Source organism: Helicovermis profundi, from assembly GCF_033097505.1.
Lineage (GTDB): Bacteria > Bacillota > Clostridia > Peptostreptococcales > Acidaminobacteraceae > Helicovermis > Helicovermis profundi.
On the sequence record NZ_AP028654.1, the window covers coordinates 577,074 to 594,239 of the forward strand.

17 protein-coding genes are annotated in these 17,166 nt (G+C 28.8%); 14 read left to right on the forward strand and 3 right to left on the reverse strand.

Going from position 1 to position 17,166, the window contains the following annotated elements; genetic code table 11:
- The first annotated feature begins 142 nt into the window (after positions 1-142).
- The 4 genes from AACH12_RS02520 to AACH12_RS02535 are packed head-to-tail and all read left to right on the forward strand — an operon-like array spanning position 143 to position 2,600.
- Positions 143-1,273 (forward strand): nucleotidyltransferase family protein, encoded by a 1,131-nt coding sequence (locus AACH12_RS02520; protein ID WP_338536504.1) that lies wholly within the window; start codon positions 143-145, stop codon positions 1,271-1,273.
- A gap of 44 nt (positions 1,274-1,317) precedes the next feature.
- On the forward strand, positions 1,318-1,581 hold the full coding sequence (locus AACH12_RS02525; RefSeq protein ID WP_338536505.1) for a methyltransferase domain-containing protein: 264 nt from the start codon (positions 1,318-1,320) through the stop codon (positions 1,579-1,581).
- Between the two features lie 11 nt (positions 1,582-1,592).
- Positions 1,593-2,453, forward strand: coding sequence for a damage-control phosphatase ARMT1 family protein (locus AACH12_RS02530; RefSeq protein WP_338536506.1), 861 nt, complete (start codon positions 1,593-1,595; stop codon positions 2,451-2,453).
- Positions 2,454-2,462: 9 nt separating this feature from the next.
- Positions 2,463-2,600, forward strand: coding sequence for a hypothetical protein (locus tag AACH12_RS02535; protein ID WP_338536507.1), 138 nt, complete (start codon positions 2,463-2,465; stop codon positions 2,598-2,600).
- Positions 2,601-2,705: 105 nt separating this feature from the next.
- Here the strand turns inward: AACH12_RS02535 and AACH12_RS02540 are convergent, their stop codons facing one another.
- Entirely contained in the window at positions 2,706-3,221 is a 516-nt protein-coding gene (locus AACH12_RS02540; protein ID WP_338536508.1) for a hypothetical protein, read from the reverse strand.
- A 308-nt stretch (positions 3,222-3,529) separates the two neighbouring features.
- On the opposite strand from AACH12_RS02540, the gene bioB reads away from it, so the two are divergent.
- From bioB to AACH12_RS02570, 6 genes are all read left to right on the forward strand, one after another.
- The gene (gene bioB, locus AACH12_RS02545) at positions 3,530-4,510 is read left to right on the forward strand and encodes a biotin synthase BioB (RefSeq protein WP_338536509.1); all 981 of its coding nucleotides are present in this window, start codon (positions 3,530-3,532) and stop codon (positions 4,508-4,510) included.
- Positions 4,511-4,593: 83 nt separating this feature from the next.
- Positions 4,594-5,016, forward strand: a complete 423-nt coding sequence (locus AACH12_RS02550) for a flavodoxin family protein (protein WP_338536510.1) — start codon at positions 4,594-4,596, stop codon at positions 5,014-5,016.
- Positions 5,017-5,366: 350 nt separating this feature from the next.
- Positions 5,367-6,752 (forward strand): MATE family efflux transporter, encoded by a 1,386-nt coding sequence (locus AACH12_RS02555; protein WP_338536511.1) that lies wholly within the window; start codon positions 5,367-5,369, stop codon positions 6,750-6,752.
- Positions 6,753-6,927: 175 nt separating this feature from the next.
- Positions 6,928-7,827: a phosphogluconate dehydrogenase (NAD(+)-dependent, decarboxylating) gene (gene gnd / locus AACH12_RS02560; RefSeq protein WP_338536512.1), complete on the forward strand. Its 900-nt coding sequence runs from the start codon at positions 6,928-6,930 to the stop codon at positions 7,825-7,827.
- Between the two features lie 11 nt (positions 7,828-7,838).
- Entirely contained in the window at positions 7,839-9,317 is a 1,479-nt protein-coding gene (zwf, locus tag AACH12_RS02565; RefSeq protein ID WP_338536513.1) for a glucose-6-phosphate dehydrogenase, read from the forward strand.
- Between the two features lie 36 nt (positions 9,318-9,353).
- A complete protein-coding gene (locus tag AACH12_RS02570; protein WP_338536514.1) occupies positions 9,354-9,953 on the forward strand; it encodes a cyclase family protein in 600 nt (199 codons plus the stop codon).
- 4 nt (positions 9,954-9,957) lie between these two features.
- Here AACH12_RS02570 and AACH12_RS02575 read toward each other — a convergent pair whose 3' ends face one another.
- Positions 9,958-10,794 carry a DMT family transporter gene (locus tag AACH12_RS02575; protein ID WP_338536515.1) on the reverse strand — a complete coding sequence of 279 codons (837 nt, stop codon included), beginning with the start codon at positions 10,792-10,794 and terminating at the stop codon, positions 9,958-9,960.
- A 114-nt stretch (positions 10,795-10,908) separates the two neighbouring features.
- Between AACH12_RS02575 and AACH12_RS02580 the strand changes: the two genes are divergently transcribed.
- The 4 genes from AACH12_RS02580 (at position 10,909) to AACH12_RS02595 (ending at position 15,132) form a co-directional block, all read left to right on the forward strand.
- On the forward strand, positions 10,909-11,688 hold the full coding sequence (locus tag AACH12_RS02580) for an enoyl-CoA hydratase-related protein (protein WP_338536516.1): 780 nt from the start codon (positions 10,909-10,911) through the stop codon (positions 11,686-11,688).
- Between the two features lie 48 nt (positions 11,689-11,736).
- Entirely contained in the window at positions 11,737-12,582 is an 846-nt protein-coding gene (locus AACH12_RS02585) for a 3-hydroxybutyryl-CoA dehydrogenase (RefSeq protein ID WP_338536517.1), read from the forward strand.
- Between the two features lie 121 nt (positions 12,583-12,703).
- Positions 12,704-13,651, forward strand: coding sequence for an LCP family protein (locus tag AACH12_RS02590; protein ID WP_338536518.1), 948 nt, complete (start codon positions 12,704-12,706; stop codon positions 13,649-13,651).
- Between the two features lie 221 nt (positions 13,652-13,872).
- The gene (locus AACH12_RS02595; protein ID WP_338536519.1) at positions 13,873-15,132 is read left to right on the forward strand and encodes a chloride channel protein; all 1,260 of its coding nucleotides are present in this window, start codon (positions 13,873-13,875) and stop codon (positions 15,130-15,132) included.
- 632 nt (positions 15,133-15,764) lie between these two features.
- Here AACH12_RS02595 and murC read toward each other — a convergent pair.
- Positions 15,765-17,135 (reverse strand): UDP-N-acetylmuramate--L-alanine ligase, encoded by a 1,371-nt coding sequence (gene murC / locus AACH12_RS02600; RefSeq protein ID WP_338536520.1) that lies wholly within the window; start codon positions 17,133-17,135, stop codon positions 15,765-15,767.
- Positions 17,136-17,166 lie beyond the last annotated feature (31 nt).

The following is a 17,166-nucleotide window of genomic DNA, read 5'->3' on the forward strand; positions in this document are numbered from 1 at the left end:
GACAAATGATATGATTAAGAAACATGTAGGAAAAAAATGCAAAATAATTGCAAGTGGGTCTCTTGGTGCAACTTTGATTGGGGAAATAATTTAAATAAAAAACTACTATTAAGTGTAGAGAAAAAAGATTAGGAAGTGAAAAATGATAAATTTAGAAACAGAAAGAGTAATATTATATCCTCTTGATTCAATAAACTTATTGCTATCATTAGAAAGTTTTCAAGAACTCGAGAAAAGATTAGGAGTAACTATTACAGATAGAAAATTGGATGAAGAAATGCAATATGCTACGAAGGTAAGATTAAAAAAAGTTCTTGAAGATGAACGAAACTATTTGTGGCTAACAAATTGGGCAATTATTTCTAAAGACAAAAATTGTATAGTCGGTTTTGTTACGATAAAAGGTTGTCCAAACGACATGGGTGAAGTAACTATTGAATACGGTATTGAAAAAGAGTATCGAGGCAATGGGTATGCTACTGAGGCTGTTAAAAAGTTAATAAAATGGATTTTCATAAGTCCAAGAGCAAAATATGTAATTGTAGATATTGACAAAGTAAACACCTCTTCGCATAGGGTGTTAGAAAAAGTAGGAGCTATTAAATACAAAGAAACTGATGAGTTATTATGGTGGAAAGTTAAAAATACGAAATTAAATGAAGTTGAAAAATTAATTGAGATAATTGAGTTGAATAAAGACCTAATTCGTGTATTTGATGCTTTAGATAAAATTGGACTTGTTGAATATTATGTAGGAGCGGGAGCTTTAGCTCAAAATGTATGGAATATAGAGACTGGAAGATCACAGAATTATGGTATTTCAGATGTAGATATTATATATTTCAATCCTAATATGCTAGAAGAAGATGAAACTAAAATTAGGAAAAAACTTGAAAAAGAATTAGGAAATTTTCCAGTATGGCTTGATGTGAAAAATCAGGCAAGAGTGCATTTGTGGTATAAAGAGAAATTTGGATATGAAATTGAAACATATAAATCATTAGAAGATGCAATAAAAACTTGGCCAACTACTTCAACATCATTTGGAGTTCAAAGAGAAAGAAAAAACAAGTGGAATGTGTATGCTCCGTACGGTTTGCGCGATATATTTGAGATGAGAGTTAAAGCAAATCCAATACAAATAACAGAAGCAATATATATGAATAAGGTGCAAAAGTGGACTGATAGGTGGCCAGAATTAGAAGTCGTTGAATGGAGTGACAAAAATATAGAAATTGTTAATACAGAAGTAATATCAATTGTTAGAAAATGATTATCAAAATTATATATGAAAGGAAAAATTAAGAAAGGTGATACATGAAAATCAAGAATCAAAGAGTGTTTTTTAATGAACAATATGAAAATTGGGTGAATAGTGTTGATAAGAACAAGCTGAGAATAATGGAGCAGTCTATTGAGTTGCTTCGTATAGGAAAACAGGATAGTGTTCTTGATGTAGCTTGTGGAATAGGCGTATTATATCCACTATTAAGAAATATTCCAATAAGACGTTATATAGCAATTGATATATCAGAAAAGATGCTAGAAGAATTTGCTAGACAATATAAAATCGCTATTTGAGGAGAAATAAAATGAAAATATCATATGAATGTATCCATTGTTTAGCTAGACAAGCAGTTGAAATTGCTAAAGAAGCTACTACTTTCGGAAATCAGCAAGAAGAAATTATAAAGAGATCATTAAAATCACTTAGTGAGATAGACTTCAACATGACTGCTCCAGAAATGGCTTACGAGATGCATCAACATGCGAAGCAAATTACTGGCAATTTAGATCCCTATAAAAATTTGAAGCAGCAGTATAATCAGATTGCAAAGGAAGTATCATTTAGAATAAAAGACGAAAAATGGATAGAGAACTCAAATGACTCATTTGATATAGCATGTAGATTAGCGATAGCTGGAAATATTATAGATTTTTCTGTAGGTTTAGACTTAGAGTATTCAGATATTGTTAAATCAGTTGAGGATAGTATAAAAATGGATTTATATGGGAGTGGATCAAAGGCCCTTAAAATTGCCATTGGAAAATCAAAAAAAATTATGTTTATTTCAGATAATGCTGGCGAAATTATATTTGATAAATTTCTTCTTGAGCAACTACCACTGGAAAAAGTTACATATGTTGTAAAAGGTGGACCTATAGTTAATGATGCTACAATGGAAGATGCAATTAGTTCAGGTGTTGTAGATTTAGTAAGAGTAATTGACAATGGGTATTCTGCTCAAGGTACAATACTGAGTAAATGTTCGAAGACATTTATACATGAGTTTGAAGACTCCGATCTTGTTATTAGTAAGGGCCAAGCAAATTTTGAAACATTAAGTAACTTTGAAAATAAAGCAATTTTTTTCTTGCTACGGGCTAAATGTAAGTCGGTCGCTGAAGAAATTGGTTGTGAGCCTATGGATTACGTTTTAACGAGTATTTAAGAAGTGAATGTGCCTCATTATTACTGTGAACTAGATGATGTAAAAAATCTTTTAGCTGATTATGAAATTTTAAAAGTAAGACATATTGAAGATATATTTGATACAGCAAGTAGTTGGCATTATTTTGTACATGGAAAGAAAAAGTAAGAATATATTTTGTACATGGAAATAGTACACTTTTAATATGATTTGAAAATAGTAAAGGATTGTTTCAAAATAGAAACAATCCTTTTGCAGTGTATATTAATTTATTTATTTATCTAAAAAAATAACTTTTGTAACAAAAAAAGTATTATCAGTTTCGTCGTTTGCAAGGGTTAATTTTAAATCATATGAAGTACCTTTAGTATCATCTAAATTCTTATAACCAAAATTTACATTTACTTCGATATTGTTGTCATTATCTTTTGATATTGAATTAACTACATATGAAAAGAAATCATGTTTATTTTCTATAAGTAATAATAATTTTGTGTTAATGTCGTTAAGTTCAGATTCACTGTAATCAGAATCCGTTAATGTAAATTCCTTTGAAAAATCCACAACGTTATTTGTGTGTACAGAAGCATCTATTCTCTTTAACAGCGCATCTATTTGCTTATTTTCTTCTTCTGTTGGAGTGTAGATGTTTTGCTCAATTACTTTGTTATTTGAAATGGTTTCTTCGCTTATATCGGTCTGTTTACATCCGCTAAAAAGTGAAAGTATTAGTAATAAGAGTAATGTAATCAGTGCTACTTTAGTATGTAATTGTTTTTTCTTTGTCATTTTATACTCCTTTATTAGTACGTTATTAGTGTGTCCGATGATTTAATCGTTAACAATATAAATTGTAACATATTTATGGTTACTGAGATAGTAAAGTTTAAATAATTACATTTTATTAAGATAATGAATTATAAAACATCAATTACTTGAAAAATGTTACAAATAGTAATATTTTAGTGGTTAGTATAATACATTTAGTATATAGCAGTATCGTCACATTATTATTGTTAACCAATTCACTGTAAAGGTTGACAATATTGAATTGATTGTATAAAATGAGTTCAAAATAATTAATAAAAGAGGTTAATTTGAAAAATTATATTGAAAATCTTAAAGAAAATATTTTAAATGGTCAAAATATTACATTTGATCAAGCTATAAGATTGATAAATATTGATATATCCGATGACGAATCACTAAATACACTATTTTCATGTGCAAATCAGATAAGAGAAAATTTTGTTGGTAATAAAGTTGATTTATGTACTATTGAAAATGTAAAATCAGGAAAATGTTCTGAGGATTGTAAATACTGTGCACAGTCAGTTTATTATAGTACTGGAGTAAATGAGTATGATTTAATGGAATATGATGAAATATTAAAAAATGTACTAAAAATTCAAAATAAAGGTGTTAATAGATACTCACTTGTTACTAGTGGTAGAGGAATCATAGATAATATAGAGTTTGATAAATTATTGAATATATATAGTAATTTAAAAAAAGACACTAATATTAACATTTGTGCATCTCATGGGCTAGCAACAAAGAAGCAAATTTTAAATTTGAAAAAAGCAGGAGTTAGTAGATATCACCATAACATTGAAACTTGTAAAAGTAATTATGCAAATATTTGTTCTACTCATACATATGAAGATAGAATTATTACTATAAAAAATGCTTTATCAGTTAACATGGATGTATGTTGTGGTGGAATTTTAGGTATGGGGGAAACAAGGCAAAACAGAGTTGAAATGGCTTTTGAAATAAAGAATTTAGGGATTAAGTCCATCCCTTTAAATGTTCTAATGCCTATAGAAGGAACACCATTTGAAAATATTAGAATTTTGCCTCCGCTTGAAATACTTAAAACAATGTCGGTTTATAGATTTATAAATACAGATGCTTTTATTAGATACGCAGGTGGTAGAATTGCTTTAAGAGATAAACAAACTTTAGGATTGAAATCAGGAGTTAATGGCATACTAACTGGGAATTTTTTAACTACAAGTGGCAGTAATATTAAAGAAGATATTAATATGGTTTTAAGAGAAGGTTTTGTGATTTGAAAAGGATACATTTTCAGTTTAAAATGATTTTACGGTGGTATAATATTCTTATAAGCTGATGACTATATATTTAGGAGGTATCAATGAATTATAAAGTTGTGTATTTTACAAGAACAGGATCGTGTAAAAGAGTTGCTGACAAAATTTCTAAAGAACTTAACTGTGATAAAGTAGAGTTATGTGATGATAAAAACTGGAAAGGCTTTATAGGTTTTTTTAAAGCGGGTTACTATACAAGCAAAAATAAAAATGTAAAAATTGAATTAAAAGGAAATATTGAAGATAAAGATAATATTATTGTAGTATCACCTCTTTGGGCCGGATCTCTTCCACCAGCTACAAGACTTTTTTTAGAAGATAGGAAACTTGAAGAAATTGATTTAGTTTTAGTTTCGGGAGGAAGTTTTATTAAAAATAAACCGAACTGTAAATCGATAAGTGAAATTACAAATAAATTAAAGAATGAAGATAAAGTTGTTAGTGAACTTGTGAGTAAACTTATTTAATATTTTAATTTTTCTATCCGATGCCTTAGAGTTCTAATACCCCCACTTCTTAAAAAAGTGGGGGATAAAGAACTCTAAAAAGGCCCTGGATTATGTTTTCTAAGATTCAGTGGGAGTGAAAAACTCCCTCTGAATCCAAGAAATTCATTTATGTTAATAACTAAAGCTAAAAGAAATGCCAGAAGTGGCAATCTTTTGGCTTTTTTATATTATTAATAATAGTTTGAAGTATAACAATCATATTACAAAATGTGGCTTTTACTTACAATAAAGGTTAATATATTTATATGAATTAATTTATATGGTCATATTTGTAGAATACAATAAACTATTTGATTTAGGAAGGTATTATGAAAAAAAGAGATTTAACAAAAGGAAGTATTACTAAAAATTTACTATTTATGTCTGTTCCAACCATGATGGGTTTTTTTGCGCAAACTTTATATGATGTTGTTGATATGATGTGGATAGGAAGAATTTCATTTGAAGCAGTTGCAGGAGTAACAATCTTTGTAACTATATTTTGGGTAGTAGAAGTATTAAATGAAATTATCGGGAGTAGCTCTATATCTTTAATATCACAAAGTTATGGTGAAGGGGATAAAGAAAAAACAAAAAAGATTATTGAACAAACTATAACATTTAAAGCATTAGTGGCTATTATTGCATCAATATTTTTGTATTTATTTATTAAGCCACTTGCCTTATTTTTTGATAGTAATCCTCTTGTTGTTAAAAGTGTGATAAGTTACGGATATATAAGAATATATTTTGTACCAATTATGTTTTCGTCTTTTACGGTAAATACAGCTCTTAGGTGTATTGGAGACGCAAAAAAACCTCTTTATTTAATGCTTGTAAGTTCCATTATGAATGTAATATTAGATCCAATTTTTATTTTTAAAAGTCTACATATTAAATTTCTTTTTATAGATTTTACTTTAAAAGGTTTTGGCATGGGTGTGTTTGGAGCAGCTCTTGCAACAGTTATTAGCATTACATTTGCGTTTTTAATTGGTATGTATATTCTTCTTGGTGGTAAAACTCATATTAAAATAGAATTTAAAAAACTGTTTAGACTAGATAAAGAAATTGATTTCAAATTAATTACAATTGGACTTCCAAATGGTGCAGATTCATTGACTAGAAATTTAAGTAGCTTTGTAGTACTAAAATTAATTGCCATATATGGATCAGTTGCAATTGCAGCTGCTGGAATTGGTATGAGGATATTAGGTCTTCTATTTATGCCTCTTATTGGACTTATGATGGGTGGAGGAACAATTGTAGGACAAAATATAGGAAACAATCAAATTGATAGAGCTGAAAAAACAGCATTTGCCGCAGCAAAACTTGGTCTTTTATTTTCATTATTTGCTTCAAGTATTGCGTTTTTATTCAGTAAACAAATTATGATGATCTTTACTAATGATATGAGCATTATATTAATAGGAATTCCAATGTTAAAGATTCTTGTAATTAGCACGATATTTATTGCTGTTTTATTTGGAATTGCGACCTTATTTTCTGGTTCAGGTTACAATTTTCCATTTTTAGTGTCGAGTGTTGTTGGTAGATGGATTGTTGCAATTCCATTTGCGCTTATTACAGTTTACTTTCTGCATTTAAGTATTAATTGGTTATGGTTTTCTTTTGTTCTTGGAGATATTGCAGAATCTGTAACAATATATATTTTCTATAAAAAAGGAAAATGGAAAGAAAAAAGAGTTGTTTAAAAATTTTTAATATTAGCGAAATTTGTTATAAAAACTTTGAATGTAGAAATTTCACAAACACATTATTAAAAGATGGTTAGATATTAATATATCTAACCATCTTTATTTTTTTAGTTATTAAAATTATAAAAGGGTATATCTATAATATTATAAACTAAGTGAAGTGGAGGTTTTTATGAAAATTGGTTTAGTAGGACTAGGTAAGATGGGAAGAAATTTAGCACTTAATATGCATGATAATAAATTTGATGTTGTTGTTTATAATAGAAACAGTGAAAAAACAAAGGAGTTTATTGAAAAAGGTATTGAAGGTGCTTTTACTTATAAAGAATTAATTGATAAATTGGATGATAAAAGAAAAATAGTTTGGATAATGGTGCCTTCTGGCCATGCAGTTGACACGGTAATTAGCCAAATAAAACCATTTTTAAGAAAAGGTGATCTTGTGATAGACGGTGGTAATTCAAAATACACTGATACAATAAAAAGAGGAAAAATGCTTAAAACGGACGGTATTCATTATATGGATGTTGGAACTAGTGGTGGAACTAATGGTGCTAGAAATGGTGCTTGTATGATGATTGGCGGAGAAAAGTCAGACTACGAAGAACTAAAAACTATGTTTGAAGCCGTTTGCGTTACAGATGGTCAAATGTATCTTGGTAAAAATGGAAGCGGACACTTTGTTAAGATGATTCATAACGGAGTAGAATATGGAATGATGCAAGCTATTGCTGAAGGCTTCGAAATCTTAGAGGCGAGTGATTTTGAGCTTGATAATTATGATGTGTCAAAAGTGTGGTCGAATGGTTCTATAATAGAAAGTTATCTAATGAGCACTGCAAATAAAGCATTTTCAAAAAATAAAAAACTTGAAGGTATTGTTGATGAAATTGATTCATCTGGTGAAGGACTTTGGACTGTTGAAGAAGCGCTTAAATTAAAACTTCCGTCATATGTAATTACGGCTTCACTAATGAAAAGATTTGAATCAAAGCAAAATGAAAGATTTTCAAATAAAGTTGTAGCTGCACTACGAAATGAATTTGGTGGTCATAAAATATACAAAAAATAGGATGTGGATTTATGAAAGACTGTGTAATTGTTTTATTTGGAGGAACAGGAAATCTAGCATATAAGAAGCTTTATCCAGCTCTTTATAAATTATACGAAAGAAATCTTATGCCAAATAAATTTGTAATTCTAAGTTTAGGAAGAAGAAATATAGAACTCGTAGAATTTAAGAATATAGTTAAATTAAAAATAAAGCAATTTTCTAATGGATATAATGAAAAAGTTTTAAATGGATTTGTTGATTTTATTAAATATCAAATTCTTAATTTCGATAAAATTAATGATTATGTGATTTTAAAAGGTAGAATTGATGATTGCGTATGTAGTGAAAAAATGCCTCAAAATAGAATTTTTTATTTGGCAACTGCACCAGGATATTTTGAAATTATTACAAATAATTTAGAACTTTCAGGGATTCTTGATATAAAAAAAGATGCCTATAAAAGAATTGTAATTGAAAAACCATTTGGTAAAGATTTAGCTGAAGCAAAATCAATAAATAAAACTTTAAGAAAAGTATTTTCTGAAAATGAAATTTATAGAACTGATCATTATCTAGGAAAAGCTATGATTCAAAATATTATGGTACTAAGGTTTTCGAATGCTTTGTTTGAGCCTCTTTGGAATAGTGAATGTATTGATAATGTTCAAATCACTGTATCAGAAACAATAGGAGTTGAAGAAAGAGGTGGTTATTATGAAACTTCAGGTGCATTTAGAGATATGATTCAGAGCCATTTAATTCAAATATTAGCCCTTTTTGCTATGGATGTTCCAAATTCTCTTGAAACCGAAGATATAAGAAATGAAAAAGTGAAAGTTATAAAAGCTATGAAGTTTTTTACAAATAAGGATATTGTAGATAATTTAGTTCTTGGTCAATACGAAGGAAATTCTGATGTAAAAAGCTATGTAGATGAAAGTAAAGTTAATCCAAATTCGCTTACAGAAACTTTCGTAGCTATTGGAATCGATATTAATAATAAAAGGTGGAAAGGTACAAAATTTTATTTAAGAACTGGAAAAAGGCTTAAGAAAAAAATAGCTGAGATTGTTGTAGAATTTAAAAACACAACTGTAAATAAATTTTATTATGATTTACTTAAAAACAAAGATAATGCCGTAAACAGTGCAAATCTACTTAGAATTAAGATTCAACCTGAAGAAGGAATAAGTCTAAGTTTTAATGTAAAAAAACCATCTACAGATAATATTATAGTTCAAAAAGAAATGGATTACTGTCAAAGTTGCGATATTGATATGAAGTCACCTGAGGCATATGAAAAACTCATAATTGATGCTATTAGTGGAGATCAGTCACTTTATGCAAGATGGGATGAAGTAGAGGCTGCATGGTCTTTTGTTGATAAAATATCAAAAACTTGCTTAGATAGAAGTAGATTATTAAAAAAATACAAATCAAGTACATGGGGGCCAAAAGAAGCTGAACTTATGATGAAAAAAAATGATTTAAAATGGTGGAGTAAATAAAAAAAAGAGGGTGTTAATTTGATTTATGATATTTCTATGAGTATAGATAAAAACATGAAAGTTTATAAGAATAAAGCAGAAAAAATCCCTAAATTAGAATTTACAAAATCTCATGAAAAAGATAATATGTGTGAGAGTAGGATTATTCTTGAAATGCATACAGGAACACATTTAGATGCTCCGTATCATATGTTAAATGAGGGAAAAACTATTGATGAAATTAATTTAGATACATTAGTTACAGATTGTAGAGTGATTGATTTATCACATATAAAAGAAAAAATTACAAAAATAGATTTAGAGGATTTTCATATTAAAAAAAATGAATTTATTCTTTTTAAAACTAGTAATTCTAGTAATTTATTATTTAATCCTAATTTTGTTTACCTAGATAAATCAGGAGCAGAGTATCTTCTTAAATGCGGAGTTATTGGAATTGGAACGGATGGCCTCGGTATTGAAAGGAGTCAAAAAAATCATGAAACTCATAAAATACTTCTTGGAAATGATATTAATATTATAGAGGGACTTGATTTAAAAGATATTGAAGAAGGCATTTATAAATTGATTGCACTTCCCCTAAAAATAAAAGGCGCAGAAGCTTCACCAGTTCGCGCCATTTTGATAAAAGAATAGATTGTCATTTGTTTTTAGTATTAACATATACCGCAAAAACAATAATAAAAACTCCAATAATGGAGTATATATCTGGAATTTCGCTCCAAAAGATTAATCCTATTAATGTTGAAAATACTATATTAGCGTTTGAATAAATTGCAAGTTCAGACGCTGGAGCATATTTGTAGGCATTTGTCATAAAGAGCTGAGCAATGAGCGCGCTTACTCCGATTGATATTAGGGATATAAATTCAAATAATGTTGGAATTTTAAAATTGCCCATTAGCATTAAGGGAAACATAACTACAGAAGAAAAAAGACAAAAATAGAATACTATTAATTTTGCTTTATCATATTTTGTTAATTTCCTTATAGTAGTGTAAGCACTACCTGCAAAAAAAGCTCCAAATAAACCGCTAAGTGCAGGTAAAAATGTATAATCAAAGCTAGGTTTTAAAACAAGTATAGCGCCAGTAACTGCCAGAACAAGACTAATTAATTTATATTTAGTAATTTTTTCTTTAAGAAATATTACAGAAAGTATAAGGACAAAAAATGGTGATAATTTATTTATTATAACTGCATCAGAAAGCTTTAAATGAGCTAAAGAATTGTAATATAACGCGACGCCAAATAAACCAAAAATAGACCTAAGTGACATTAATTTTATATTGTTTGGTTTTAAAGGTGTTTTATTTTTATATAATGAAAAAGATATTACTATTAATCCTATAAAATTTCTAAAGAAGATTTTTTCAACTTGAGGAATATTAGGTGCTGATTTTACTGATGTTGCCATTAATGCAAAGAATAAAGATGATGCAAGTATAAAAAGTATACCTTTATTTTTTTTTATCATATTTTTCTCCTAAAATAAGTTGATAATTGCTGTCAATTAATATTATAATGAAAAGTGTGCAAAAGCAAATATATAGAGAGAGATTTACACATTATTGAGGTAAAAGGAGGAAAAATGAATTTTAAGTTTTTAGAATTAAAAAAGGAAGAAAGTATTGCAATTGTTTCTTTTAATAGGGAAAAAGCTCTAAATGCGTTAAATTCAGCTATGCTTGATGAAATTAGTGATATGACAAAATTACTTAAAAATGATGAAGAAGTAAACGTTGTTATTTTCACTGGAAAAGGTAAAGCTTTTATTGCTGGAGCTGATATCTCTGAGATGGAAAAATTGAATTCATTTGAGGGAATGGCTTTTGGAAAAAAAGGTAGCGAAGTTTTTACTATGATAGAAAATTTAGAAAAACCTACAATTGCAGCTATTAATGGTTATGCACTTGGAGGTGGGTGTGAATTTGCTATGGCTTGTGATATTCGCCTTGCATCATCAAAAGCAAAATTTGGTCAACCGGAAGTAGGACTTGGTATTATACCAGGCTTCTCGGGTACTCAAAGATTGCCTAAATTAGTTGGCTTAGCTAAAGCAAAGGAATTAATATTTACAGGAGATATCATTTCTAGTGAAGAGGCAAAATCTATTGGGCTTATTACTTATATTTATGAAGCTGACGAATTAATGGAAAATGCTAAAACTTTAGCTAAAAAAATAAGTAAAAATGCGCAGCTAGCTGTTAGAAATGCAAAACGATCAATTAATGAAGGTTTTAATAAAGATATGGTTTCAGCGTCTTCAATTGAAGCCACGTACTTTGGAATGTGTTTTTCTAGTGAAGATCAAAAAAATGGTATGAAAGCTTTTTTAAATAAAGAAAAAGTAAAATTTATTACTAAATAAAGATATGCAAAACAGTCTATGAAAAAGTAAAATCAGGGGGATTATTTTATGAAGAAAATTGGTGTAATCGGTGCTGGAACAATGGGCAACGGTATAGTACAAGCATTTGCTGAAGCAAATTATGAAGTCTATATGATGGATGTTAATCCTGAAGCAATTGATAAAGGATTAAAAAATATTACAAGATTATTAGATAGAAAAGTAAGTAAAGAAAAGATCGATAATGATAGAAAAGAAGAAATTTTAGCAAATATTTCTGGAGTTTCGGAAATGAATTTTTTATCAGATTGCGATTTATTAATAGAAGCAGCAACTGAAAATGTAGTAATTAAGAAAAAAATATTTGAAAATATGGACTCGGTTGCGAAAGAAGGAGCAATTCTTGCAAGTAACACTTCTTCTCTTTCAATTACAGAAATTGCAGCAGTAACAAATAGACCACAAAATGTTATTGGTATGCATTTTTTTAATCCGGTTCCAGTTATGAAATTAGTTGAAGTTATTGACGGAATTGCAACTAGTGAAGAAACTTTTGATAAAGTTTTTAATCTTGCAAAAGCAATAGGAAAAGAGCCAATTAAAGTTGAAGAGGCACCGGGCTTTGTGGTAAACAGAATTCTTATACCTATGATTAATGAGGCTATAGGAATTTACGCTGAAGGTGTTGCTTCTGCAAAAGATATAGATAATGCTATGATGCTTGGAGCAAACCATCCTATTGGACCTTTAGCACTTGCAGATTTAATAGGTAATGATGTAAATCTAGCTATTATGGAAGTTCTATATACTGAATTTGCTGATAGTAAATATAGACCGCATCCATTGCTTAAAAAGATGGTTAGAGGTGGTTTATTAGGAAGAAAGTCTGGCAAAGGATTCTATGAATATAAATAATTAACGATTAAAATTAAAATGTAATAATAATGTTATTAAAAAAACACTAAAATATGATAAAATGTATTTTGTTAATAATTATATAAATTTTGTTACATTGTAATTTTGAGAGGAGATACAAATGAAGTTTCATTTTAAAGTTTTTATTATTTCGTTTATATGTTTTTCACTTATTTTAGGTTCTGGACTATACTTATTTGATCAACATTACATTTCTGTAAGCAAGGCAAGTGAGAAAAAGATAGCAGAAAAACCAGTTGTTATTTTGCCCAAAGAAGAAAAACCAGTAGATAATAGAACTAAACTTCAAAAGTTAATAGATGATAGTAAAAGGGTAAATATACTGTTTTATGGTATTGACGGTGGAAGAGCAGATACTATAGTAGTTATGAGTTATGATCCAAAGAAAAAATACGTTGATTTAATATCAGTACCTCGTGATACTTATAATTATGTTGATGGACATGATGCTTTAGATCAGAAAAAAATTAACTCAGTATATGGTTACAAAGAAAAAGGTGGTTCAAAAGGTTTAAAAAATGAAGTTAGTAAACTGCTTGGAATTCCAATTGAAAGTTACGTTAAAATTAAATACTCTGGTGTGAAAGATATTATTGATGTACTTGGTGGAATTGAAGTGAATGTTCCTTTTGATATGGATTATGATGATCCATATGCAGAACCAGAACTTCATATTCATTTGAAAAAAGGTAAACAGCTACTAGATGGACAAAAATCAATTGAATATCTAAGGTGGAGAAAAAATAACGGAGAATATGGCGATGGCGATCTTGGAAGGATAAATAGACAACAAAACTTTATGAAATCTGTTGTAAAAAAATCATTTGGCTTTAAACTTCCTTCTGTTATAAAAACTGCATTTAATTATGTTCAAACTGATGCGGGACTTGATGAGATGATTTATTATGGTTCATCTGCTATAGGAATGGATTTTGGTAATCTAAAAACATATAGACTTCCTGGTGAAGCTAGTGAAAATGGATCTTTTTATATCCATGATCCATCAAAGACTGAAGAATTATTAGAACAAATATATGAAAGAAAATAGTATAAATACTTTAAGCAGATAATTTTAATTAATTATCTGCTTTTTTAATCTGTATTTTTTAGTAAATATAGAAATTTTACCTCAAAATACTGAAATGATAAAAAATTATTACTAAAAATGATAAATAGGTTTTTTATTTATATAAAATTTTATATAATACTATTATGATGTTTTTATATGAATAATAAAGATACTTTTATATACAAGTTTGAGGAGTTAATATGTTAATAAAAAATAAAACGAAAATAACACGTGGAAAGCTTGTTCGTCTACTACTTGTAGCAGCGGTTATTGGCATAGTTACAGGAATACTTGGAATGGCATTTAATTACATCATTACTAATGCGTCACATAGCATTGCTGAAAGTAATTTAATGAACAATAAATTAAAGTTTATTATTGTTCCAATTATAGGTGGTATATTATTATCTTTAATATATAAATTTGCCTTAAATGAAAATGAAACAGGCTTTGGAGTTCACGAAGTTTATGAAGAAATAAACCATATACATACATTTTTAATGAAACCTAAAAGTGTTGCCATAAAATTAATTGGAACGTTAGTAACTCTTATAAGTGGGTTATCTGCGGGTAAACAAGGTCCGATTGTTCATTTAGGTGGTGCTGTAGGTTCAAATATAGGATATTTATTTAAATTAGATGATGAAGAAATTAAAATACTTGTACTTTGTGGTGTTTCTGGTGCACTTGCGGGTGTTTTTGATGAGCCAATATTTGCAAGTATCTTTGTTATAGAAGTATTGCTTATTAGGGATTACGTTGCATATTCAACTCCAATAATGATGTCAGCTGCTATGTCGGTATTTATTAGAAGAGCGTTTCTTGGAATCGTACCGTTTGTAAATTTATCCGGTACATTTGCAGTTGGTTCATATAAAGAGTATATACTTTTTTTAATACTTGGATTACTTATGGGAATTGTTTCTGGAATCTACATTTACCTAATAAAAAAAGTTACTTTTTTTAAAATCAAATCAAAACTTCCATATTATTTAGCACCATTAATTGGCTCTATTTTAATAGCTTTAATAGGATATTTTTATCCAGAGATATTTGATTTACACTTTAATTCAACAAAACATATATTTTTAAATAACTATAGTCTGAAATTTCTTATAATTATTGTTTTTATAAAAATAATAGCCACAGCAATAACACTTGGAACAGGTGGATTTGGTGGAGGATTTATGCCGGGAGTATTTATAGGAGCAGCCTCTGGAGGTGCTTTTAGTTTAATACTAATGAATAATTTTGGAATTAATTTAGATTATTCCCTCTACGCTTTAGTAGGGATGGCAGCAATGTTTTCAGGATTTTCAGGAGCGCCACTCGCAGCCACATTACTTGCAGTAGAACTCTCAGGTAACAAAGAAATAATGCTTCCGATATTTATTACCTGCATAATAAGCACAGTAATAACCCATTGCTTTATAAAAAGAAGTTTGTACTTTGACTTATAAAGCGGTGCAAAAAAATAAGAATAATCTAAGAATTAAAAACTAGTTTTTAATTCTTAGATTATTCTTATTTTTTTATAGGGAGTTTACTCCCTATCACGAAGCGAATGGAAGCATGACGAAGTCGTGTGAATTCGCTTGTGAAAGCACCGCTGTATCTATGGAAATAGATTAAAGCTTGCTTTAAAATCTATTTTAATTATTTTTTTATAGGGAGTTTACTCCCTATCACGAAGCGAATGGAAGCTTCCGAAGTCGTGTGAGTTCGCTTGTGAAAGCACCGCGTTATCTATGGAAATAGATTGAAGCTTGCTTTAAAATCTATTTTAATTATTTTTTTTTATATGGAGTTTACTCTAGTGCGCGAAAGCGAATGGAAGCATGACGAAGTCGTGTGAGTTCGTTTGTGATTGCACCGCAGTATCTATGGCAAGAATATTAAAACGTGCTTTAAAATCTATTTTAATTGCTTTTTTTATAGGGAGTTTACTCCAGTGCGCGAAGCGAATGGAAGCATGACGAAGTCGTGTGAGTTCGCTTGTGAGAGCACTTTTTTATTAATTTCAATAAAAAGCCCAATCAATATTTTAAAATACTGATTGGGCTTACTCATGAATTACATAATATATAAATATTTATTTATTAACTAGTTTATTTCCTAAATTAACAATGTTTCCTGCACCCATAGTAAAAAGAATATCATTTTTTTCAATAATATTATCGAGATATTCTTCAATTTCGTCAAAAGTTTTAATATATTTAGCATTTTGACCTTCTTCAATAATAAGATCAACTAAAATTTGAGAATGAATTTTTCCAGTATCTTTTTCTCTAGAAGCATATATATCTGTAATGATTAATTCATCGCTATCTTTAAATGCAATTGAGAATTCTGATAAAAGTTCGCTTGTTCTAGAATAAGTGTGAGGCTGAAAAACACAAATAATTTTATTATGAGGTATTTTTTTAGCTGCACTAAGCGTAGCTTTGATTTCTGTAGGATGATGAGCATAATCATCAATTATTTTTGCGTTTTTATATTCGCCTAATATATCAAAACGTCTCTTTGCTCCGCCGAATCTATTAAGACTAGATGAAATGTTTTCTCCTGAAATTCCATTAAAATGTGCAATGGCAACTGAAGCTAGAGCGTTATATATATTATGTGTTCCAGGGATATTAAGATTAATATCGCAAAACTTTTCATCATTAATGTATACTTCGAATGATGGTAGTCCATCGTCGTTAAAAGTAATGTTTTTAGCCATAATATCAGAATCTATATTTATACCAAAAGTAATAACATTACAATTTACATGTGGAATGATTTTCTTTGCATTGTAATCGTCGTTATTAATTATAAGATGACCTTTTTTAGGAATTGACTGTGCAAATTTTATAAATGAAGATATTATATGTTCTAAATTTTTATAATAATCTAAATGGTCTTCATCGATATTAAGAATTACTCCGAGCGTTGGGATAAAATTCAGAAAACTATCTTTATATTCACACGCCTCTGTTACAATAATATCACCGTGACCGAATCTCGCATTTCCGCCAAGTTCTTTAACTTCACCTCCAACTAAAAGTGTTGGGTCAAGATTGCTATCAGAAAGAATTACAGATGTCATTGAAGTGGTAGTAGTTTTACCATGTGCTCCTGAAATAGCAACACTCTTTTTATAAGTTGTAAGAATTTCACCAAGCATTTTTGCTCTGCCTACAGTTGGTAACTTTAGTTCTTTTGCTTTAATTAGTTCAACATTCTCGTCTGATACAGCTGCTGAATATACAATTAAATCAGCGCCTTCTATATTTGTGCTTTCATGTTTGTAAAATATTTTAATTCCTTTATTTTCTAAATTTTTAGTAATTTGAGAACTATTTAAATCAGAACCCGTTACTATATAATTTTGCATATGAAGTATTTCTGCGATAGCACTTACTCCAATCCCGCCTATTCCGATTAAATGAATATGTTTCAGGTTTTTATTCTCTAACATTATTATTCTCCTTAAAAATATGATTACTTTG